Origin of the sequence: Micromonospora chaiyaphumensis, assembly GCF_900091435.1 — a bacterium.
In the GTDB taxonomy this organism is placed as follows: domain Bacteria; phylum Actinomycetota; class Actinomycetes; order Mycobacteriales; family Micromonosporaceae; genus Micromonospora; species Micromonospora chaiyaphumensis.
Genome location: NZ_FMCS01000003.1, coordinates 23,793 through 45,053, shown reverse-complemented (window position 1 = coordinate 45,053; position 21,261 = coordinate 23,793). Strand labels below are relative to the sequence as shown.

Sequence of the window (21,261 nt, the reverse complement as noted above, 5' to 3'; positions counted from 1 at the left end):
TCCGAGGTCAGCCGAGCTTCTTGCGCAGGGTCTCGAACGCCAGATCCGGCCGCAGCGGCACGCCGAACCGCTCGTCGCCGTACGGGAACGGGCTCAACTCGCCGGTGCGGACGTAGCCGCGCCGCTCGTACCAGGCGATCAGGTCGGCCCGCTGCGTGATCACGGTCATCCGCATCTCACCGCCGTGCCACTGTTCCCGTGCGTACCGCTCGGCCTCGGCCAGCAGGTCCCGGCCCAGCCCGCCGCCCTGCAGTCCCGGCGCGACCGCGAACATCCCGAAGTAGACGTGGTCGTCGCGGCGCTCCAGGTGGCAGCAGGCGACGATCCCCGGGCCGTCCTCGACCACCAGGACCGTGCCACCCGGGCTCGACACCGCCTCGGCCACCATGTCGGGGTCGGTGCGCTGCCCGGCGAGCAGGTCGGCCTCGGTGGTCCAGCCGGCCCGGCTGCGCTCCCCGCGGTACGCCGACTCCACCAGGTCGACGAGGGCCGCCACGTCGGCGGGACGGGCGGTGCGGACGGTGCGCGGGCTGGTCATCGGCGGTCTCCACGGTCACGACGGCTCACCGCGCCAGCCTACGCAGCCCGGAACGGCGGCACGGGTGCCGGGCCGTGCGGTGACGGCCCGGCGCCCGCCGGGTCAGCCGTGCTTCTGCTGGCAGGGCACGCACAGGGTGGCGTGCGGCAGCACCTCCAGCCGCTCCACCGGAATCGGCGCGGCACACCGCTCGCAGCGGCCGTAGCCGCCGTCGGCCATGCGCCGCAGCGCGTCGCCGATCTGCCCCAGGCTCTGCCGGGTGGCCGCGATCAGCGCCGCCCGGGTGTGCGCCTCGCCGGGGTCGCCGGTGTCCGCCGTGAGTTCGGTCAACCGGGCCGTCTGCGCCGCGAAGTCCTCCGTCAGCGTGGCCCGCAACCGGGTGAGCCGGTCGTCGTGCAGGTCGGTGCCCATCTGGATCCCCTTCCAGGAAAAAGAAAAAGGGCCGAAGCCGGATTGGCTTCGCCCTGGGTGGCCGTACGCGGATGTTCGGGGATCCGGGAGGGCCACGGTCGGTGGGGATCGGGCTCGGCAGGCCGTGGATGGGCGCGATGGAGCGGGCGCCCGCCGGACGGGCGGGCACGGTCGCGGGACGCCGGCGGCGGGCAGCAGCGGGCGCCGCCGTGGTGACGGCGGTCGCGGACACCTGCCCGGCCGGGTACATCCGCCCACCATAGGCGAGCCCACACGGTTCGCCAACGACTTTGCCCCTCCGGCTCCGCCCCGCCGCGCCCGATCCCGCAGCCGGCCGTTCGGCCGGCCCCCGCCGCCGATCGGACCGCTCACCGGGCCACGCGGACGAACGGGATGTCCGGCCACCGACAGGCCCGTTCCCGGGGGCCCGTGAGCTGGGGTATTCGAGAGGTGACCCTCCGCACCACACCCCGGACGAAGCGGAGCGCCGACGTGTGGATCACCACGGGAACACTGCCGGACGCCGTACCCCCGCACCGGGCCGGCTGGCGGCTGCGGCTGCTCGGCGGCTTCGCGCTCGACCGGGACGGCGAGCCCGTCGCCCTGCCGGCGACCGCGCAGCGGCTGGTGGCCTTCCTGGCCGTGCGCGGCGCGTCGGACCGGGCCCGCACCGCCTGGTCGATGTGGGCGAGCAAGCCGGAGGATCGGGCCTCGGCGGACCTGCGGACGGCGCTGTGGCGGCTGCGCAAGGCCGCGCCGGGACTGCTCGCCGACTCCACCGGCGCGCTCGCGCTGGCCGCCGGGGTGACGGTGGACACGCGCTCCCTCGGCGGCCGGGGCCCGGTCGACCCGGCGTTCCTGCGCCGGCACGCGGCCGACGGCTGCCCCGACCTGCTCCCCGGCTGGTACGACGACTGGGTGCTGATGCACCGGGAGCTGCTGCGGCACCGGGCCCTGCGGGCCCTGGAGGACGCGGCCGGCGCGGCGATCCGGGGCGGCGACCCGGCCGCCGGGCTGGGCTGGGCGCTGGAGGCGGTCGCCGCCGACGCGTTGCGGGAGAGCGGCCACCGGCTCGTGCTCACCGCGATGCTGGCGAACGGAAACGTCAGCGACGCGCTGCGCCACGCCGACCTGGTGGTCCGGCTGCTCGCGGAGCAGCTGGGGGTGCGGCCCTCGCCTCAGCTCATGGCGCTGATCGACGAGGCGCGCTCGCGGTCGGCAGTGGCCGCCGGCCGGGCGCGCGGGTAGGCGTCGAGCAGCGCGGCCAGCCGCGGGTCGGGTTCCATGTCCAGCTCCCGGGCCAGCAGCCGGCGGTAGGTGTCCAGGCCGCGGCGGCCCTCCACCCAGTTCCCCTCGGCCAGATGCGCCTCCAGCAGCACCCGCTGGGCGCTCTCGCGCAGCGGCTCCGCCCCGGCGGCGGTGAGCGCCACCTCGACGGCCTCGGCGCAGCGGCCCGAGGTGACCAGATGCCGGCTCATCGCCTCCATCCCGTGCAGCACCCGCTGGCGGACCCGCTCCCGCTCGGTGAGCACCCAGTCGTCGTACCAGCCGGGGAGCAGGTCGAACAGGACGCCGCCGGTGGGCAGCGCGGACAGGTCGGCGCCCGCCGGGCGGCCCGCGATCAGCCGGCCGGCCCAGGCGGTGACGAGGTCGATGTCGACCAGCACACCGGGCCGGAACGCCAGGTGGTGCCGGTCCACCCCGATCAGCCCGACGTGCGCCTGGTTGAGCCGCCACAGCGCCGAGCGCAGGTTGCCGGCCGCGCGGGAGTCCGGGGCGTCCGGCCACAGGGTGGCGGCGGCGTGGCCCCGGTCCAGCCGGCGGCGGTGCAGGGCGACGTAGACGAGTAGCCGCTTGCTGCCCTCCGGCACGTCGTACCAGCGCGACCCGTGGCTGACCCGGACGTCACCGAGCAGCCGCAGCACCGGACCGGACCCGGCCGGCTGGTCGGCGACGAGGGCGTCCACGAAGTCGGCGGTCATCCGGGGCCTCCCCTGCGGCGCGGGCCTGGCCCCGGCAGGGTAGAACGCGCTGCGTCACCCCGGCGTCACATCGCGGTGGCCCTCACGGGGTGACGTCCCGGCCGACCAGGATGTCCAGCCGGGCCGGTTCGGCGGTGTCGTTGGTGAAGGTCAGGCTCGCCGGGTCCGCGCCGAGCAGCCGGGCCGCCCCGGCCCCGAGGAAGGCGTGCGCGCCGTCGAGGGCGATCGCCGTGCCGTCGATCTCGTACGACAGGTCGGCGCTGGGCGCGGCCGGCACGATCAGCACCATGCCGACCCGCTCGGTGCCGGCCGGCACGAGGTCCACCTGCTGGCTCTCCCCGGCCGCGATCTCGACCGAGACCTTGTCGTACGCCTCGACGTCGACGACGCCGGTGGCCGCGATCTGCGGCCCGTGTGCCACGCGCACCTGGAGGCTCCAATTGATCTTCTCGGTCATGGTCCTTCCCTGGGTCGGGCGGTGGGTGTCACCGCGGTCGGTGACCGGCGAGAATCTCCACCAGTCGGCTGCGCACCACCTCGACGACCGCGTCCGGCGACGTCACGGCGCGGCTCTCCGGCCGGCCGCCGGCCAGGTCGACGCAGCTCGTCACCAGGGCGCGGAAGCCCAGCTCGTCGGGCCGGTCCTCGAACCACACCCGGACGACCACCACCCCACCGCGGTCGGGGTCAGGGGCTGTCACGGGAGCGCCTCCGGAGCGGGAGTCTGGTGCGCGGGCCGGCCCAGCGTGCCGTCCGCCCGTCACCGGCCCGTCGCCCGCCGCGTCACCACGACCGCGGCCGGACGTCCCGGGACCTTCCGGTGGTCACTTCTGCCGGTACGCCGTCCAGACCGCGAGGCTGAGCCCGACGGCGCCGGCGAAGGCCGTGCCGGCACGCAGGATGGCGTCGGCCAGCTGGTGGGTGCTGAGCCAGACGATGAACCCCGTCCAGCTGGCCACCAGCAGCGCGACCAGGAAGACCAGGGCGAACGACAGGGCCCGGTTGCCGCCCGGGCCGTCCGGCGGCTGCGGCGACGGCGCCGCGGGCAGTGCGGTCATGGCTGTCGTCGCTCCTCTCCGGATCCCACCGCGTCGTGGGTCACCCACACCGTCAGCCTAGGCTCGCCGCCTCGGCGCCCCCGTCGGCGGCGACAGCCCCCGAGGCGGGCCTGGCGGACCGACCACGACTGCGCGCCGGCCAGGCCGGGTGGCCGGCGGCTCGCAGGTCGAGCCGGGAGAACCTGCCGGGCACTCCTCGGCTGCGCCCAGCTTCGACCTCTCCTCGAACCGGGTGGACCCGTACCCGTGCGTGGCCGCTGCGTGCGGTCACCGGATCCACCAGGAAGGACATGTCGTCGGTGATGATCTCGCGCATCCTGCGCGGACCGACACGGCCGGGTGACGGCGCGGTGACGGGCGGGCGGCACAGTCGCGCCAGCGGCGTACGGCGCGCCCGTGGAGTCGAGGAGTCGTCATGGCGGCAACGCTCAGCCATCCCGGGGTCTACATCCAGGAGATTCCCGGCGGCAGTCGCACCATCACCGGCGTCGCCACGGCCGTGGCCGCGTTCGTCGGCCGGGCGCTGCGCGGGCCGGTAGACGTGCCGGTGGCCATCTCCTCGTACGCGGAGTTCGAACGCACCTTCGGCGGCCTGTGGCGGGACAGCGGCCTCGGCTACGCGGTGCGCGACTTCTACCTCAACGGCGGCAACCAGGCGGTGATCGTCCGGCTGGCCCGCGACGCGACCGGCGCGCAGCTCGACCTCAACGGGGCACTGACCCTCGACGCGGTGGGGCCGGGCGGCTGGGGCAACGGGCTGCACGCCGAGGTGACGCACGCGACCGGCGAGGAGGCCACCACTGTCGCCGACCAGCAGGGCGTGGACGCCGACGAGCTGTTCCACCTGACCGTGCGGGAAGGGCCGGCGGAGAACCCGGTGCTGGTCGAGACGTACCCGAACGTGACCCTCGTGGACGGGCCGCGCCGGGTGGACACGGTGCTGGCCGCCTCCCGGCTGGTCCGGGTCGGTGCGGCGCCGGCCTTGCCCGGCACCGGCCGTCCCGACGCGGGCGGCTACGACGTGGACACCACCGACCCGGCGGCCACCGGCACCGACGGCACCCACCTGACGGCTGCCGAGTACACCGACGGCGGCGCGCTGGAGGGCACCAAGCAGGGCATCTACGCGCTGCGCGACGCCGACCTGTTCACCCTGCTCTGCCTGCCGCCGTCGGTGCCCGACCAGGCCCTCGACGACGCCGTGTGGGCCGACGCGCTGGACTTCTGCGTACGCCAGCGGGCCTTCCTGCTGGTCGACCCGCCGCCCACCGAGACCGCCGACACGGTGCGAACCTGGCTGGGGGCGCGCGGGCTGACCGCCAACGGCCGCAACGGCGCGCTCTACTTCCCCCGGGTGCGCCGGCCCGACCCGCTGCGCGACGGCGCGGTCCGCGAGTTCGCGCCCTGCGGCGCGGTCGCCGGGGTGATGGCCCGCACCGACGCGGCTCGCGGGGTGTGGAAGGCGCCCGCCGGGGTGGAGGCGGCCCTCGCCGGGGTGACCGGGCCGGCGCTCGCGCTGACCGACGGCGAGAACGGCAACCTCAACCCGTACGCGGTGAACTGCCTGCGCACCTTCCGGGCCACCGGGACCCTGGTGTGGGGCGCGCGGACGCTGCGCGGCGCGGACGTGCTCGCCGACGAGTACCGGTACGTGCCGGTGCGGCGGCTGGCGCTCTTCCTGGAGGAGACGCTGGTCCGGGCCACCCAGTGGGTGGTGTTCGAGCCCAACGACGAACCGCTGTGGGCGCAGGTCCGCGCGTCGATCGGCGGGTTCCTCCAGGACCTGTTCCGGCAGGGCGCCTTCCAGGGCCGCACCCCGCGGGAGGCGTACTTCGTCAAGTGCGACAGCGAGACCACCACGCAGTACGACATCGACCGGGGGGTGCTGAACATCCTGGTCGGCTTCGCGGCCGTCAAACCGGCCGAGTTCGTGGTGATCGGCATCCAGCAGCGGACCGCGGCCGCGGCGACCTAGGAGGGGCGGGCATGGCCGAGTTCACGGTCAACGCGCAGCGCTTCGACCCGTACAAGAACTTCAAGTTCCGGGCGAAGTGGGACGGGCGATACGTCGCCGGGATCAGCAAGATCGGCACGTTGAAGCGGAGCACCGAGGTGGTCACCCACCGCCACGGCGGCGACCCCAGCAGCAGCCGCAAGTCCCCGGGGCGCACCGAGTACGACGCGATCGTGCTGGAGCGCGGGGTCACCCACGACCCGGACTTCGAGCAGTGGGCCAACAAGGTGTGGAACTACGGCTCCGGGTTGGGCGCCGAGACGTCCCTGGCGGACTTCCGCAAGGACATCATCATCGAGATGTACAACGAGGCCGGGCAACTGGTCATCGCGTACAAGGTCTACCGGTGCTGGGTGTCCGAATGGGTCGCGCTGCCCGAACTGGACGCCAACGCCAACGCCGTGGCCATCCAGAGCATCAAGCTGGAGAACGAGGGCTGGGAACGCGACTACACGGTGGCCGAGCCCGCCGAGCCGTCCTTCGTCGAACCCTGACCGCCGTGACCACGCTGGACGATCCCGGCCGGCTCCTCGCAGTCTGGGAGGCCGCCGCGACCGCCCCGCCGGCCGCCCGGGGCCCGGTGCTGCTGCACGCGGCCGGGCTCCTCCCCGACCTCGACGCCGCCCTGGACCTCCCGGTCGGGACGGTCGCCGCGCTCGCCGCCCGGCTGAGCGTCGACAGCTTCGGCGACCCGGTCGACGCCGTGCTCACCTGCGGCTGCGGCGAGGTCCTCGACGTGGCGCTGCCCCTGGACCCGGTGGCCGGGCTCCCGGCCGGCGACACCGGCGCGGTCGCCGGCGGCACGCTGCGGGTCCGGGCCCCCACCGCCCGGGACCTGCTCGCCGCCGGGCACTCCGACGACCCGCTCGGCACGCTCCTCGCCCGGTGCGTCCGCGACGCCGACGGCCGGCCCGTCGCACCGGGCGAGCTGACCGCCGACCAGCGCCGGGCCGTCGACACCGCCGCCGAGGAACTGGCCGGCGCCGCCGCCGTGGTGCTGCGGACCCGCTGCCCCGGCTGCGGGGACGCCGTGGTCGCCGCGCTGGACGTGACCGAGCTGCTCTGGGAGCGGGTCACACACCGCGCCCCGGCGGTGCTCGCCGAGGTGGCCACCCTGGCCGCCGCGTACGGCTGGGCCGAGGCCGACATCCTCGCCCTGCCGGCCGGGCGGCGGCGCGCGTACCTGGCCCTTGCCTCGGGGCGGGCGGCGTGAGCGGCGGCGAGGGGTTCTTCGCCCGGATGGCGCAGCGGGCCACCGGCCGGGAACCGCTGGTCCGGCTCCGCGCCCCGCAGCCCTTCGAGGCCACCGTCCCGGACCCGCCCGCCGACGTGCCGGCCGACGTGGCCGCGTCGTGGCCGGAGTCGACCGCGGCGGCGCCGACGCCGGCCCGGGGCATCCCCGAACGGCCGGCCGCACCGCCCCTCCCACCCACCGGCCCCGGGGCGGCACCGGCGCGGGCGGCGCATCGGGTCGCGGAGCAGCCGAGGGCGGACCGGACGCCGCCCGTCACGCTCCCCGAGGCCGCCCCACCCGTGCCGAACCGGGCCGCCGCCGTGCGGACGGAGCCGGTCGGCCCGGCGGGCCGCGAGCCGGACACAGCCGTCCCGCACACCGCCGCTCCCCCGGTCGCCCCGCCACCTGACGCGAGCCCGGCACCAGAACCCACCCGGCCCGCCACCGTCGTTCCGCCCGCGGCGCCTGCCCCGGCACCCGCCACCCGCCGGCCCGCCCCCGCCCCGGTACGCGCCGCCGGGCCCGACCTGGCCCGGCTGCTGCGGGAGCGCCTCGGCCCGGCGCTGACCGCCCGCCGCGCCGTGGAACCCGGGGAGCGCCTCGTCTTCGTCGACCGGCCGACCGGCGCGCCGCCCCGGCCCGGCACGGCCGAGGTGCGCACCGGCCCGGTCCGTCCCGCGCCCACCCCGCCACCGGGGACGGCGCAGGACGCCCCGCCGTCGGGCGACGTGCACCTGCACATCGACCGGGTGGTGGTGACCCGCGCGCCCGCCCCGCCGCCGCCCGCGCCGCCTCCGCCGGCCAGGTCCACCGTGGACCACGCCGCGTACCTCGCCCGGCGCCGGGAGGGCCGATGAGCAACGGCCTGGCCATCGCCGCGGTCACCTCGACCCTGCGGTACGTGCTCGAGCGGGCCCTCGACGCCGCCCACCCCGGGCCGGTCGGCGGCGCCACCGTCACCACCCTGCGCCCCAACCAGCTCTCCGACACCACGCTGGTCTCCACGCCCGGCATCAACATCTACCTGTACGACGTGCGCCCCAACCACGCCTGGAACCTCACCGACCTGCCCACCCGCAGCCGCGACGGCGGCTTCACCCGCCGGCCGGTCGCCGCGCTCGACCTGTACTACCTGCTCACCTGCTACGGGGAGGCCGAGTCCCTGGACGCGCAGCGCCTGCTCGGCCGGGCCGTGCTCGCCCTCGCGGTCACCCCGACGCTCACCCGGGACCTGGTGACGGCCGCCATCGACCTGTACGCCGACGACGTGCCGACCGCGTTCCTCGCCGAGTCGGACCTGGCCGACCAGGTGGAGCGGGTGAAGGTCGCCCCGTACACCCTGTCGGTGGAGGAGATGTCCAAGCTGTGGGCCACCTTCGCCACCCCGCACCAGCTCTCCCAGACGTACGTGGCGACGGCCGCGCTGGTCGAGGCGGACGTCATCCCGCGCCGGGCCCTGCCGGTGCGGCAGCGCACCGTCACCGTCCTGGCCGGCGGGCCCGCCGTGCTGACCGCCCTGGTCACCGACCCGCCCGGCGGGACCGCCGCCACGGGCGACCGGGTCGAGCTGCGCGGCGCCGGGCTGCGCGGCCGGCCCGGGCAGACCACACGCGTCCACGTCGGACCGGCCACCCTCACCCCCGAGCCGGGCGGCACCGACTCCACCCTGGCCGTCACCCTCGCCGGCAGCGTGCCGGCCGGGCTGCACGGCGTCCGGGTCGCGCACGTCACGCCGGCCGCCGGCGGCGCGCCCGCCCGGGTCACCGCCGGCTCCAACACGCTGCCCCTGCTGGTACGCCCCACGGCGTCGGTGGTGGACGGCCCGCCCGACATCGTGCTCGGCGTCGACCCGCCGCTGGTGGCCCGGCAGCGCGCCACCGTCCTGCTCACCCGGCTCACGCCCGGCCCGGCCGGCGAACCCGACGCGCTGGCCGTCCGGCTCGCCCCGCTCGCCCCGGACGCCGCCCCGCAGGACCGGATCGCCCTCGCCGCCGGCGACGTGCCCACCGGCGACTGGCTGGTCCGGGTGCAGGTCGACGGTGTGGAGAGCCTGCCCGACCTGGTCGGAGAGGTTTACGGCGCGCCCGCCCTGACCGTGCCGTGACCGCCGCCGACCGCCGGGCCTGCCCGGCCGGCCCGCCCGGCGTGCCGTGGGACGAGGCGAACCGGCTCGCGCTGGTGGCCGAGCTGGACGTGCTGCGGGTGCGGCTCGTCGCGTACCCCGGGGAGGCCGACGAGGCGGAACTCGCCGCGGCCGAGGGGCGGCTCGCGGCGGCCCGTGCGCTGCTCGACCGGCCCACGGCGCTCGACGCGCTCGCCGCCGCGCTCCGGCTCACCGGCTTCGAGCGGGCCGTCCTGCTGCTTTCCACCGGCCCGGAGCTGGCCGGCGAGGTTGCCGACGAACTCACTGCCGCGCACGGGCAGCCCCGGCCCACCTTCGGCCTCGCCCTGGCCGCGCTGCCCGGCCCGCACTGGAGCGCGCTCACCCCCGACGGGCCGCTGCGCCGCTGGGACCTGGTGCGGCTGCTCGACCCGGACACCCCCACCGGCAGCCCGCTGATCACCGAGGAACGGGTGCTGCACCACCTCATGGGTGTCCGCTACCTGGAACCCGACCTCGCCGCCGTGGCCCGGCCCGTCCCGCCGCCCGCCCCGCTGCCGCCCGCGTTCGCCGCCGTGGCCGCCACCATCCGCACCGTCTGGGAGCACGGCCGGCCCGCCGTGCTCCAGGGACCGCAGCCGGCCAACCTGCCGGTGGTCGCGGCCGCCGCGTCCGACGCCGCCGGCCGCGAGCTGCGGCTGGTCGCGGTGGCCGACCTCCCCTCCGCGGTACGCGACCGCGACCGGCTGCTGCGCCTGATCGGGCGGGAGAGCCTGCTCGCGCCGGCCGCCTGGGCGTTCGACGCCGACGGTGCCCGCCCGGAGGACGCCCGGGCGCTGATCCGCGCCCTCGGCACGCTGCCCGCCCCGGTCGCCGTGCTCGGCGCCATGGACACCGTGCTGGCCGACGGCGTGCTGGTCGGCGTACCCCGGTTGCCCATCGCGGAACGCGCCGCGGCGCTGGACGACGCGCTCGACCGGCACCTGGCCGACCGGGCGGCGGGCGAGGCGGCCGCGGTGGCCGGGGTGTTCGACCTGGCCCTGCCCGACCTGGAGCTGGCCGCCGGGGACGTTGCCGCCGGCGCGCCGCTGTGGCAGGCGTGCCGGGCCCGCTCCCGCAGCCGCTACGGCGGGCAGGCCCGGGTGGTCCGGCCGCGCGCCGGCTGGGGCGACCTGGTGCTGCCGGACACCCACGTGGCGCAGCTGCGGTCACTGGTCGCCGCCGTGCACCATCGCACCCGGGTGCTGCACGACTGGGGGTTCGCCGACCGGAGCAGCCGCGGCCTGGGCACGGCCGCCCTCTTCGCCGGGCCGAGCGGCACCGGCAAGACCCTCGCCGCCGAGGTGATCGCGCACGAGCTGGGCCTGGACCTCGTGGTGGTCGACCTCAGCCAGGTGGTCAGCAAGTTCATCGGCGAGACGGAGAAGAACCTCAGCCGGGTCTTCGACGCCGCCGAGGACGGCGCGGCCGTGCTGCTCTTCGACGAGGCGGACACCCTGTTCGGCAAGCGCACCGAGGTGCGCGACAGCCACGACCGGTACGCCAACCTGGAGGTCGGCTACATGCTCCAGCGGATGGAGTCGTTCACCGGGCTGGCCATCCTCACCACCAACGCCCGGTCCGTGCTGGACCAGGCGTTCCTGCGCCGGCTGCGGATCGTGGTGACCTTCCCGTACCCGGACCGGGCCGCCCGGGAGACCCTGTGGCGGCGGGCGTTCCCGGCGGGGGTGCCGGCCGACGTCGACCCGGAGCGGCTCGCCGCCGTGGACCTGCCCGGGGGCGGGATCGCCGCGGCGGCGCTGACGGCCGCGTACCTGGGTGCGGACGGGGAACGGATCACCGGGGAGCAGGTGGCCACGGCGACCCGCTGGGAGCTGGCCAAGAACGGCCGTTCGCTGGGCGGTCGCTGACTCCTGGCCCGTGGGTTCAGGATTCTCGTCCCGGACGCACCTGCGCCGTGCCGGGCCGAGCCGGGCCGCCGGTGCGGGAGATGCCGGTGAGTCCGGCGGCGTCGGCCACCCGCTCGGCGATGCTTGTGAGACAGGCCAGGTCCTGCTGGTCGAGCTGATCGAAGAGCACCCGGCGGACCGTCTCGACGTGCCCCGGCGCGGCGGCGGTGATCGCCGTGCGGCCGAGGTCGGTGAGGTGGACCAGGGTGCCTCGCCGGTCGGTCGTGCTGCCGGACCGCACCACGAGCCCGCGCTGTTCCATGCGCCGGAGCTGGTGGGCGATGCGGCTGCGGTCCCAGCCGATGAGGGCGGCCAGGTCCCGCACGCGAAGTGCTTCGCCGCTCTGGGAGAGCGGGGCCAGGACGTCGTAGTCGGCGGGCGAGAGCCCGGCCTCGGCGAGCTGACCGTCGATCGCGACGTCGATGGCGCGCCGCATGCGCAGGAAGGCCAGCCACAGGCGTTCTTCCTCGGAGTTCAGCCACCGCGGTTGGGTCATGGATCACAGTCTACGGCGAATTGCTGACACGTCAGCATCGTGTGGATAGGTTTGCTGATACGTCAGCGACTTTCGAGGAAGCGAAGCATGCCTACCTTGCAGATCATCATTGCCAGCACCCGGCCGGGCCGGCTCGGCCTGCCGGTCGCCGAGTGGATCCACGCCGCGGCGGTCAAGCACGGCGGCTTCGATCAGGTGGAGCTCGTCGACCTCGCCGAGTGGAACCTGCCGTTCATGGACGAGCCGCACCACCCGCGCCTGCGCCGGTACGAGCACCAGCACACCCGCGACTGGAGCGCCACGATCGACCGCGCCGACGCGTTCCTGATCGTGATGCCCGAGTACAACTTCGGTTACACGGCCCCGCTCAAGAACGCCATCGACTACCTCGCGCACGAGTGGGCCTACAAGCCGGTCGGCCTGGTCAGCTACGGCGGCGTCAGTGCCGGCACCCGCGCCGCGCAGATGATCAAGCAGGTGCTGACCACGCTGAAGATGACGCCGATCCCCGAGGCCGTACACATCCCGTTCGTCGCCCAGTTCATCGGCGACGACGGCGCACTGCGACCCAACGAGACGATGGACGCCAGCGCCGAGGCCATGCTCGAGGAGCTGGTGCACTGGACCGCGGCCCTGACCCCGCTGCGGGAACGGGCACGGCAACGCGCGGCCGGGTGAGCATTCTCGGCGTGCAGGACGGCGCCTGAGCGGGACATCGACGAGCTCAGGCCAGGCAGAAGAGTGTCTGCTGCCCGGTCGCCACGAGCGATCGCTGCCCGCCCTGCACGCCGTACACCTCGAGCCGCGTGGATGTAGCCGTGCTGCTGGGTCACCTCGGGCCCGGCTGGCGAGCACGATGTGCACCCGTCCGGGGGCGATGTGCGCCAGCCGGGCGCCGAGGTGGCGCATGAGTCCCTGGCGTTCGAGGCTCGCCGTGACGCGCTCCCGCACCTCGGGGCTCGCCTCGTCGTCCATCTCTCCTCCGGTCTCAGATCGCCGTTCCCGGCGGCGACTTCAGCAGGGCCGCCGCCTCGGGCAGGTATCCGCCGCGCCCCGCGCGCCGGGCGGCGGCGGCCATGCGGACCAGGTCGATGTTGACGCCCGCCGCGCCGCTCGGGTCGTGCACCTTCAGCCGCACGTCCAGGCTCACCGCCGTGCCGCCCCAGCCCTGCGCCTCGACGTTGAGGTGGGCGATCTTCTGCGACCCCAGGTGCGGGAGGTACCCGAGCGGAGCCATCTCGACCTTGTCCGAGCCCACCGCGTTCGCCTTGGACTGCTGCTTGGTGTTCGGGTGCTCGACCAGGTTACGGAAGTCCTCGGTGCCGCCCAGGTTGACCTGGTACGAGCTGACCAGGGTGAGGCCGCGCTCCTCGAGCAGACGCAGCAGCGCGTGATGCACCACGGAGGTGCCGAACTGGCTGGCCAGGTCGTCACCGACCAGCGGCACGCCGGCCGCCTCGAACCGCTGGACCCAGGAGGGGTCTCGGGCCACACCGTCGGACGTGGTGTTGACGAATGCCACGCCCGCCCGCAGCGCCGCCTCGGCGTAGGCGCGAGCGGTCTCCGGCCGGCCGCTCGGCGCGGAGTAGAGCAGCACCTCGGCGCCCTCCAGCGCACTCGCCACCCGCTCGACCTCCGTCGCGTCCACGAGACCGCGCTGGACCGTCACGCCCGACGGCGGCAGGTCCGCGTCCAGCCGGGGGAAGTTGTTGGGCGGCAGGAAGATCGCCTCGTGCAGGTCCCGGCCCACCTTGGCGTCGGAGACGGCGAACGCCGCGACGACGTCGACGTCCCCGACGCCCAGCCCCGCCACCTCGGCGCGGTGGATGCCCACCAGGCTGCCGGTGCGGCGGTAGAAGTGGAGTCCCTGCACCAGCGCCGACGTGTTGTTGCCCACGCCGACGACCGCGACCTTCGCACTTTCGATCATGGCCCGAGGCTACCCCGGGTCAGAAGTCGACGATCTTCAGCAGGACGATCGCGTTCGGGTCGTTGCTGAGGATCCGCCGCGCGTGCTCCAGGGCCCGGTCCCCGGGTGCCCGGTCGTACTCGATGTGGATCCGCCGGCCGTTCAACGTCGCCTGCACGTCGGGGCGGTTGGTGCCGAGACGGAGGCTGTCGGTGACGTCGACCTGGGTCTGGTTGATCCGGAAGTCGCTGGCGCCGGCCGCCTCCAGCAACTCGATGTCGTGCCGCACGTCGATGTTCTGCACGCTGCTGCGCCCCACCCCGCGACTGGTGAACTGCCCGGACGCGTCGCGGATCGGGATCGCCGGGGGTGCGGGCCGGGTCAGGCCCGGCCCGCTGGTGGGCAGCGCGGCCTCGAAGTCGGCCCGGGTCATCGGGGTGGCGTCGCCGAGGATCGCCTCCGGCACCCCCGCCTCCCGGGCGACGGCATGGCTCTCCGCCACGGCGACGTCCGCGCGCGGCCGGCCGGGGCCCTGGTGGCCGGGTCCGAAGTGCTCGCCCGCTCCGGCGAGGTCGGCCTCGGCCTGGGCGGCCAGGCCGGTGCGCCCGCCGGCCCGCTCGGCCATCTCCTGGCGCACCCGGTCCGCCAGCTGCGCGAAGCCCTCCGGGTCGGCCGCCGCCGCGCGTTCCAGTTCCTCCCGGCTGAGCCGCTGCCCGAGCCCCTCGGCCTCCGCCAGCAGCCGGTCGATCTCCGCCGCGTGCGGGTTGCGCGGCCCGGGCAGCGACGGGCCGCCGGTGGTGTAGCGGCCGAGCGAGGTGCGGCTGGCGATCATTTCCACCTCGTAGACCCCGGGGCCGACCGGGGTGGCGGCGAACGTCTCGATCCAGCGGTACCGGCGCTTGAGCACCATGAGCGAGGCCAGCAGCACCGGAACCGGGCTGTCGAGCGCGTCGTTGGTGGCCTCGATGGCGCGGGCCTCGGCCACGGCCTCCGGGTACTGGGCCGCCTTGGCCGCGTCGTCCGCAAGCGTCGGGGTGCCCGGCTCGTCGGCCGCGCCGACCGCCCCCTCGCCCAGCTCGTCGGCCTCCCGGGTGGCCGCGCCCTCGGCACCTTCCCGGCCGGCCCGGGCCGTGCCGGCCTCGGTGGCCTCGCGGGCGGCCCCGGCCTCGGCCGCCTCCCGGCCGGTACGGGACGCGCCCGTGGTCGCGCCCTCCCGGGCCACGCCGGCCTCGACCGCCTCGCGGGCGGTGCGGGACGCTCCGGCCTCGGCGCCCTGGGCGGCCCGGCTCGCGGCCAGGGCCGCCTCGTCGCCGAGGCCGAGCATCCGCCCGGCCAGCCCCTCGATCCGTTCGAGGAGCCCGGCGGCGAACCGGAACCGGCTGAGGAAGCCGCGCGCGGCGCCGATGCCACGCAGGAGCGGCCCGCGCAGCGGGCGCAGCGCCCGGCCCAGCACGCCGAGCAGCTCGCCGCCGAGGTCGAGGAAGCGCAGCAGGTAGACCAGCAGGGGGCGCAGCACCGGCCCGGCTGCCTCGAGTGCGGCGTAGCCGCCGGCGCTGAAGTAGATGATGGCGGCCTGGAGCAGCAGGAACCCGGCCACGAAGCCGATCTTCCGGCCGAGCTCGAAGTCGGGCAGCATGATGAATTCGAGCAGCGCGTCGGCGGCCCGCGCGCCGAGCGACTGGGCGCCGGCCACCATGGCCGCCCAGGCGTCGCCGAGGAGTTGCGCGAGCCCGCCCACGGTGGCGCCCTCGCCCTGCACCTCGCCGCGCATGTCGGTTTCGAGGGTGGCGGGATCGAGATCGGCCTCCGCCCCGCCGGCCGCCGCCTGCGCGAGGGCGCCGGGGGGCAGCGCCGCCACGATCTGCGCGTCGGTCGGCTCGCCGGGCACCGCCGCCAGCTCGACGGCGCCGCCACCCGCCGCGCCGCCGGCCGCTGTCGGGCCGGCGGTCGGGCCGGCGGCGGTGGCCGTCGGACCGGCGGCCGTTGCGACGGGGCCGGTGGCGGCCGACACCACGGGTGCCGACAGCGGCGCCGGGCTCACCGCGGCGCCCGCGCCGGTCGCCGTGGTGACCGACGCGGGCACCGACGGTCCGGCGGCGCCGCCGCCGGGAACGGGAGCGAGGCCCGCCGGAGCGGGCGAGGCCGCGGCGAGAGGCGGCCCGGCACCGCCGGTCGGGCCGGCGGCGGCCGGCGGCCCTCGGACCAGGGCCATGCCGGGGGCGTACGCCTGGACGACCCGGGCCACCGCGCGTGCGGCGGCCACCAGGACCTGGGCCAGCATGAACAGCAGCCGGAACGGGTCGATGATGCCGTCGACGACGCCCTGCACGATGCCCCACGCCAGGCCGGCCACGAAGGACACCCCGGCCCCGGCGGCCAGGTTGGCGATCTTGTTGCTGGCGTCGATGCGCTGCTGGTCGCCGATGCGCTCGCCGTAGCGGAGCCGGGTGAGGAAGCCGACCACGCCCTCGCGCAGCAGCGCGCCGAGCGGGCCGAGGCCGGTGAGCAGGGTGGGCAGCGCGCCGATCGTCACGATGAGCAGGTCGAGCACGAAGTTGATGACCGGTGGCTTGAGGTCGTCGGGGCAGAGCAGCCAGATCACCGCGCCGATGACGACCGGCAGCATGAGCGGGTTGGCCACCACGACCGCCAGCCGGACCAGGAAGTCCAGGATCGGCTGGAAGATGGCGACCAGCGCGTCGAAGACGGCGTGCAGGGCCTCGGTGAGCCCGCTGAACCCGCCGCGCGCCCAGGTGGCCAGCCGGGTGAACTGGTTCGCCACGGCGGTGAGGAGTGTGGACACCGCCGTCAGGCAGGTGCTGGCGCCGAAGGCACCGAGGACGCCACCCATCGCGGTGCCGACCTGACCGGCCACGTCGGCGAGCCAGGCCGCCGCGGCCGCGACGGTGTCCGCCGCGCCGCTGACCGCGCCGATGACCGTGGGCAGGATGCGTTCCTGGAGCACCTGCCGGGCGGCGACCAGGATCTCGCGGGTGTTCCAGTTCTCCCAGAGCCAGGTGAGGCCGTCCCACAGCGGCGGGAGCACCTGCGTCAGCACCACCACGGGGCCGAGCGAGGAGAGCAGGACCAGGATGCCGCCGACCACCATGAGCGGGGTACGGATCGGCTCCATGGTGGCCCGCAGCGTCTCCCAGGCCGAGTTCGCGAGGTTGCCGAGCCAGCTGCGGGCGCCCTCGGTGCTGTCCCAGGCCAGACCGAACTGGGTGCTGAGCCACTCCCAGGCGTACGACGCGCCGGCGCGGATGGGCGCCGTGAGGTCCCAGAGCCAGCCGCCCAGCCGGGTGAACGACTCCCACACCGCGCCGCCGGCCGCGCCGAGCAGGTCCAGCGCGGGGACCGCGAGGTGGTCCCAGAGCCCGGTGAAGAGGTCGTTGACGGTGTCCGCGGCGGCGCGGAGGTTCCGGATGATCGGGCCGTCCCACTCCTGGAGGGCGGCCACCACGGGGCGCAGGAGTGCGCCGACGGTCGAGCGGGCGGCGCCGCCGAGGCGGGCCTGGACGTCCCGGACGCCCTGGGCGAGCCCCGTGAAGGTGGACTCGATCGCGGACATCGGGTCGATGTCGGCGAGGCCGGCCAGCAGCCGGCCGAGCAGTGCGTTGACGCCGGTGCACAGCAGCTCACGCAGCCGGACCAGCGCGCCGCCGCGGAGGAACTCCAGCAGGCCGGGCGCGAGCCGGTCGACGACCGCGGAGGCCGCCTCCAGGGCGGTCCCGGCGATCTCCCCGCCCACGTCGAGGGCGGTGTCGAGCGCGCCACGGCCCAGGGCGGCGGCGTCGCTCGCGGTGTCGGAGACGAACCGGCCCACGGCGGTGTCGGCGAGCGCGAAGCACTGCACGCCGAGCGGCGCGGACCGGACCGGGGCGGCCGGTGGGCCGCGACCCGAATGGTCGGTGGCCGGGGCGGGCGCGGGGCGCGCCTGCTGGCGGACGTGGGCCAGTTCGTGGGCGAGCACCAGGTCCCGGCCCGGTCCGGCCCCGGCGCCGAGGACCACGTGGTTGCCGTACGTGAAGGCGTGCGCCCGCCGCTCCCGGGCGGCGAGCTTGGCGGCGAGGCCGTCGTGCAGGCGTACCCCGGTCAGGTCCATGCCGAGGGCCGGCTCGTAGCGGGAGCGTTCGGCGCCGGTCAGCGGCCGTCCGGCGCCCAGCCGGGGGTCGGGCACGGTGGCCAGCCGGGCCACCGGCCGGGCCGAGCGGGCCGGGGCGGCCGGCGGTGCGGGCCGGGCGGCGCTGCCGTGGGTGGGCCGGGCGGCGGTGGCGTCGGCGGGTCCGGCGGCGACGAGGCGGGCGGCGGTGGCGTGGGCGTCGTGTTCGGCGGCCGGGTCGGGCGGGGCGTGCACCGGGATGCGGGCGACGCTGTGGGTGCTGCGGGCGGGCCGGCTCGACCGCTCGGCCGGCCGATCCGCCGCCGGGCGGGCGCGCTCGGGCTCGTCCCGGTCGGCCGACCGGGACGGCGGGACCGCCTCCGCCACCCTCACACGCCCACGTTCCCCTCGTCGCGCCACGCCCCGGTGCCGTCGACCAGCGCCGGGCCGGTGGTGCAGACATTGTCGCGCGCCACCCACAGCGCGGGCGAACCCGACGGGCCGGGAACCACCCGGATGCCGAGCACCGTGCCGTCGAAGGTGTTCGCGGCGGCGACGGCGTGCGGGCCGAACCGGCCGGCGCAGAGCAGCCCCTGCACCGGGTAGCCGGGTTTGCCGTCGGCCAGGTCGACCACGTTGGACGACACGTCGAGGCGGTGGCAGTCCCCGACGTACACGCCCTGGTGCAGGTAGGCGGTGGCGGCCCGCGCCGGCGGGGTGACGGTGTTGCCGGTGATCCACGCCCGGCGTACCGTCTCGCGCTGCTCGTCGGGGTCGCCCAGGGCGACGCTGATGCCGGTGAGCGCACCCGCGACGGTGTTGTCGCGGACCCGGACGTCGGCGGCGGTGGCCCCGGCGACGGTGATGCCGGCGGTGGCCGTGGCCACGGCGGCGAACTCCTCGGCGACCCGGCGCAACCAGGCGGCGAAGCGGGTCCGCTCGTCGAAGAACCGGGAGTCCGGGTTGTGCCGGACCAGGTCGTCGCGGACCAGGTCCTGGAGTTCCTCGACGGTCGTGACCTGCTGGTCGCCGACGTACGCGGTCCAGCCCTTCGGGTCGTCGATCTCGGAGCCGAACCGCAGGTTGCGGGTCTCCACGAGCGAGGACCAGCCGCGCCGCAGGCCGAGCCCGTCCTCACCGGCGAGCAGCGGGTGCACGGCCCGCCGGGCGATCCGCCGGGCGAAGCGGGGATCGCCCAGCCACTCGAGGAACCGCTTCTCCGGGTCGGCGCCCGGGTCGGCGGTGGCCAGCACGTCGCAGCCGGCGACGTCGGTGCGGCGGCTGTCCAGCACCAGCACGCCGGTCTGCGCGTGGCCCGCCTCGACCCGGCAGTCGCGGACCACGGCGCGCTCGACCGGCCGGCCGCCCTCGCGGTCGTCGCCCCGGACGGTGATCCCGCTCGCCACGGCGGCCGGGGCGTCACCCACCTCGGCGTGGACCCGTTCGACGAGGACGAGGCCGGTGTGCCGCACGTCGAGGGCGCCGTTGCGCTGGTCGTTCTCGGCCGGCACCGCGGCCACGGACAGGTCCCGGACCTGCACCTCGCCGCAGTCGGTGAACCGCAGCGCCGACTCGGCGGCGGAGAGGATCCGGGTGGCCGAGCCGACCCCGGTGACCAGCACGCAGGACACCCCGGAGAGCACCGCCGGCTCGCTCAGCGTCCACTCCCCCGCGGTCAGGCAGAGCGCGAGCGCGGTCACCCCGGACAGGTCGGCGAACAGCTGCACCAGATCGGTCTCGGGGCGGACCACCAGGCAGACCGTGCCGCTCTCGTCGCGACGGCCGGTGACCCGGACCTCGGCGTCGACCGGGGCGTCGGCGTCGTCGAGCCGGACCGCCGTGAGCACCCGGGTCGCCGGGCCGGTGCTGGGCAGCAGCCAGCGCACGTCGATCTGGCCGCGGGCGTCGGTCTGCAGGACCACCTGCGCCGCGTCGGCGGCGGACGGTACGCCGGTGGCCAGGTGCCCGTCGACGGCGGTGAACCGGACCCGGGCGCGGTGCACGGGGCGGCCGCCGTTGCGGACCACCACCCGCACCGGCTCGGGCAGCGGCTGGCCGGGCGGTGCCTGCTGCCCGTCGCCGCCGAGCAGGTCAAGGGTGACCAGGTCGGTCAGCGGCGGAGTGAGCCGGCGGCAGTCCTCGTCGAGCGCCCAGCGCCCGGCGCCGCCGACGGTGGTGCGCCGGAGGATGCCGAGCACCGCCACGTGGTGCACCGGCCCCAGCGGCGGGCGGGCCAGGGCGTTGCCGAGGCCGTCGGTGGGCCAGTCGATGGTGCCGGACAGGGCGCTGACGCCGTAAACCAGGCGAACCGTGCGGGCGGGGATCAGCCAGTGGTCGCCGACCCGGAAGTCACCGGCGCCGAAGCGCACCTCGATACCGGCGTCGTCCAGCTCGTCCGGGCTGGCGTTGGCGACCTGCGCCGGGCCGTCCCAGCGGCGGACGATCGGGGTGCGGCCGAGCGCCGCGAGGCCGGCCGGCGCGCCCGCGGCCCACGTCACCGGCAGCGCCGTCCCGTCCGGGGCGCCGGCGGTGGCCAGGTGGCCGGGCCGGCCGTGCAGCTCGCGGTCGGGGCTGGTCACCTCGACGAGGTCACCCTCCCGGAAGGACAGTTCCTCGTCCCGGCCGACCCGGTCCAGGCTCAGCTCGGCGTCCATCCCGGCCGCCGCGGCGGCCGCCGAGGGCGGGCCGATGGCGGTCAGCCCGGCCACGACGCTGCCGTTCTCCCGGGACCACAGGTAGCGGGCGGTGCCGTCGCCGGCCACGTCGTGCACCTGGACGCGGTAGAGCTGGTTCTCCAGCCGCCGGTAGCCGCCGGAGCCGCTGAGCCGGCACGGGTCGGCGGTCGGGTCCACCTCGCGCAGCGCTGCCGTCATGGTCGGGGCGGTCCGGCCGCCCCAGACCGGGTCCACCACGTCGGCGCAGGCCGTGCCGGCGGCCACCTTGACGAGCCGGACCTGCCAGACGGTGCGGGCCCGGGTGGTGGTGTCCGGGCCGCCGAGCGCGGCCTCCCGCAGCCGGGGCGCCTGGTCGGCGGTGACGTGCTGGTGGGCGACGTCGAGCAGGACGGCGTACCGGCCGTCGGCGGTGGGCTCGGGCAGGCCGGGCAGGTCGCCGATCTTGGGCAGGTACGGCTGGTCGGCGAGCTTGTGCCCGGCCCCGCCGGCGGCCGGCGGGGCGGCGTCGACCAGCACCCCGTCCACGTAGTAGCGGCCGGGGGTGATCCGCAGGTCCGCCCAGGCCGTCGCCGTGGGGCTGGCGCCGGCGGTGTCGACCACGGCGAAGCCGGCCCCGTCGAGCGGCCCGCCGGCCGCGCCCACGATGTCGCGGGTCCGCTCCTCGTCGTGCCAGGCGGTGATGGTCGTCTGCTCGTTCCACTCGGCGTCGAGCAGCATGCGGCCCTGCTGCAACAGCACCTGGCGGTAGCCGTCGCGCGGGTCGAACGTCCAGCGGGTGAAGTCTCCGTGCAC

At 76.2% G+C, this 21,261-nt stretch carries 18 protein-coding genes; 8 read left to right on the top strand and 10 right to left on the bottom strand.

Annotation, left to right across the window (positions count from 1 at the left end; genetic code table 11):
• Positions 1-7 precede the first annotated feature (7 nt).
• Positions 8-538, bottom strand: coding sequence for a GNAT family N-acetyltransferase (locus GA0070214_RS09610; RefSeq protein WP_091261598.1), 531 nt, complete (start codon positions 536-538; stop codon positions 8-10).
• Positions 539-640: 102 nt separating this feature from the next.
• Positions 641-949: a TraR/DksA family transcriptional regulator gene (locus tag GA0070214_RS09605; protein WP_091261596.1), complete on the bottom strand. Its 309-nt coding sequence runs from the start codon at positions 947-949 to the stop codon at positions 641-643.
• Positions 950-1,399: 450 nt separating this feature from the next.
• Between GA0070214_RS09605 and GA0070214_RS09600 the strand changes: the two genes are divergently transcribed.
• Positions 1,400-2,197 carry an AfsR/SARP family transcriptional regulator gene (locus GA0070214_RS09600; RefSeq protein WP_167364217.1) on the top strand — a complete coding sequence of 266 codons (798 nt, stop codon included), beginning with the start codon at positions 1,400-1,402 and terminating at the stop codon, positions 2,195-2,197.
• Here GA0070214_RS09600 and GA0070214_RS09595 read toward each other — a convergent pair.
• The 4 genes from GA0070214_RS09595 to GA0070214_RS09580 all read right to left on the bottom strand — a co-directional run bounded on the left by GA0070214_RS09595 (position 2,128) and on the right by GA0070214_RS09580 (position 3,989).
• Complete coding sequence (locus tag GA0070214_RS09595; protein WP_091261593.1) at positions 2,128-2,931, bottom strand: AfsR/SARP family transcriptional regulator; 804 nt, start codon at positions 2,929-2,931, stop codon at positions 2,128-2,130. The two genes, GA0070214_RS09600 and GA0070214_RS09595, sit on opposite strands and share 70 nt — an antisense overlap.
• Positions 2,932-3,013: 82 nt before the next feature.
• Positions 3,014-3,388, bottom strand: coding sequence for a hypothetical protein (locus GA0070214_RS09590; RefSeq protein WP_091261591.1), 375 nt, complete (start codon positions 3,386-3,388; stop codon positions 3,014-3,016).
• A gap of 28 nt (positions 3,389-3,416) precedes the next feature.
• Entirely contained in the window at positions 3,417-3,632 is a 216-nt protein-coding gene (locus tag GA0070214_RS09585; RefSeq protein ID WP_139141780.1) for a hypothetical protein, read from the bottom strand.
• 123 nt (positions 3,633-3,755) lie between these two features.
• The gene (locus GA0070214_RS09580) at positions 3,756-3,989 is read right to left on the bottom strand and encodes a hypothetical protein (protein ID WP_091261583.1); all 234 of its coding nucleotides are present in this window, start codon (positions 3,987-3,989) and stop codon (positions 3,756-3,758) included.
• A gap of 415 nt (positions 3,990-4,404) precedes the next feature.
• Between GA0070214_RS09580 and GA0070214_RS09575 the strand changes: the two genes are divergently transcribed.
• From GA0070214_RS09575 to GA0070214_RS09550, 6 genes are read left to right on the top strand one after another with little or no spacing between them, the layout of a single operon-like run.
• Entirely contained in the window at positions 4,405-5,964 is a 1,560-nt protein-coding gene (locus GA0070214_RS09575) for a phage tail sheath family protein (RefSeq protein WP_091261581.1), read from the top strand.
• Between the two features lie 11 nt (positions 5,965-5,975).
• Entirely contained in the window at positions 5,976-6,497 is a 522-nt protein-coding gene (locus GA0070214_RS09570) for a phage tail protein (protein WP_091261579.1), read from the top strand.
• A 5-nt stretch (positions 6,498-6,502) separates the two neighbouring features.
• The gene (locus GA0070214_RS09565; RefSeq protein WP_091261576.1) at positions 6,503-7,216 is read left to right on the top strand and encodes a hypothetical protein; all 714 of its coding nucleotides are present in this window, start codon (positions 6,503-6,505) and stop codon (positions 7,214-7,216) included.
• Entirely contained in the window at positions 7,213-8,094 is an 882-nt protein-coding gene (locus tag GA0070214_RS09560) for a hypothetical protein (protein ID WP_091261574.1), read from the top strand. Before GA0070214_RS09565 ends, GA0070214_RS09560 begins: the two co-directional genes overlap by 4 nt.
• Positions 8,091-9,341, top strand: coding sequence for a Pvc16 family protein (locus tag GA0070214_RS09555; RefSeq protein WP_091261572.1), 1,251 nt, complete (start codon positions 8,091-8,093; stop codon positions 9,339-9,341). Before GA0070214_RS09560 ends, GA0070214_RS09555 begins: the two co-directional genes overlap by 4 nt.
• Positions 9,338-11,248: an ATP-binding protein gene (locus tag GA0070214_RS09550; RefSeq protein WP_091261570.1), complete on the top strand. Its 1,911-nt coding sequence runs from the start codon at positions 9,338-9,340 to the stop codon at positions 11,246-11,248. The genes GA0070214_RS09555 and GA0070214_RS09550 overlap by 4 nt, the downstream gene beginning before the upstream one ends.
• 16 nt (positions 11,249-11,264) lie before the next feature.
• Here GA0070214_RS09550 and GA0070214_RS09545 read toward each other — a convergent pair whose 3' ends face one another.
• Positions 11,265-11,783: a MarR family winged helix-turn-helix transcriptional regulator gene (locus tag GA0070214_RS09545; protein ID WP_091261567.1), complete on the bottom strand. Its 519-nt coding sequence runs from the start codon at positions 11,781-11,783 to the stop codon at positions 11,265-11,267.
• An 87-nt stretch (positions 11,784-11,870) separates the two neighbouring features.
• Between GA0070214_RS09545 and GA0070214_RS09540 the strand changes: the two genes are divergently transcribed.
• Positions 11,871-12,461, top strand: coding sequence for an NADPH-dependent FMN reductase (locus tag GA0070214_RS09540; protein WP_091261565.1), 591 nt, complete (start codon positions 11,871-11,873; stop codon positions 12,459-12,461).
• Between the two features lie 310 nt (positions 12,462-12,771).
• Here GA0070214_RS09540 and GA0070214_RS09530 read toward each other — a convergent pair whose 3' ends face one another.
• Genes GA0070214_RS09530 through GA0070214_RS09520 form a run of 3 tightly spaced genes read right to left on the bottom strand, consistent with a single transcriptional unit; the run spans position 12,772 to position 21,261 of the window.
• Positions 12,772-13,713 (bottom strand): inositol-3-phosphate synthase, encoded by a 942-nt coding sequence (locus tag GA0070214_RS09530; protein ID WP_091261563.1) that lies wholly within the window; start codon positions 13,711-13,713, stop codon positions 12,772-12,774.
• A gap of 19 nt (positions 13,714-13,732) precedes the next feature.
• The gene (locus GA0070214_RS09525; protein WP_139141779.1) at positions 13,733-18,187 is read right to left on the bottom strand and encodes an eCIS core domain-containing protein; all 4,455 of its coding nucleotides are present in this window, start codon (positions 18,185-18,187) and stop codon (positions 13,733-13,735) included.
• Entirely contained in the window at positions 18,184-21,261 is a 3,078-nt protein-coding gene (locus tag GA0070214_RS09520; protein ID WP_091261558.1) for a DUF6519 domain-containing protein, read from the bottom strand. The genes GA0070214_RS09525 and GA0070214_RS09520 overlap by 4 nt, the downstream gene beginning before the upstream one ends.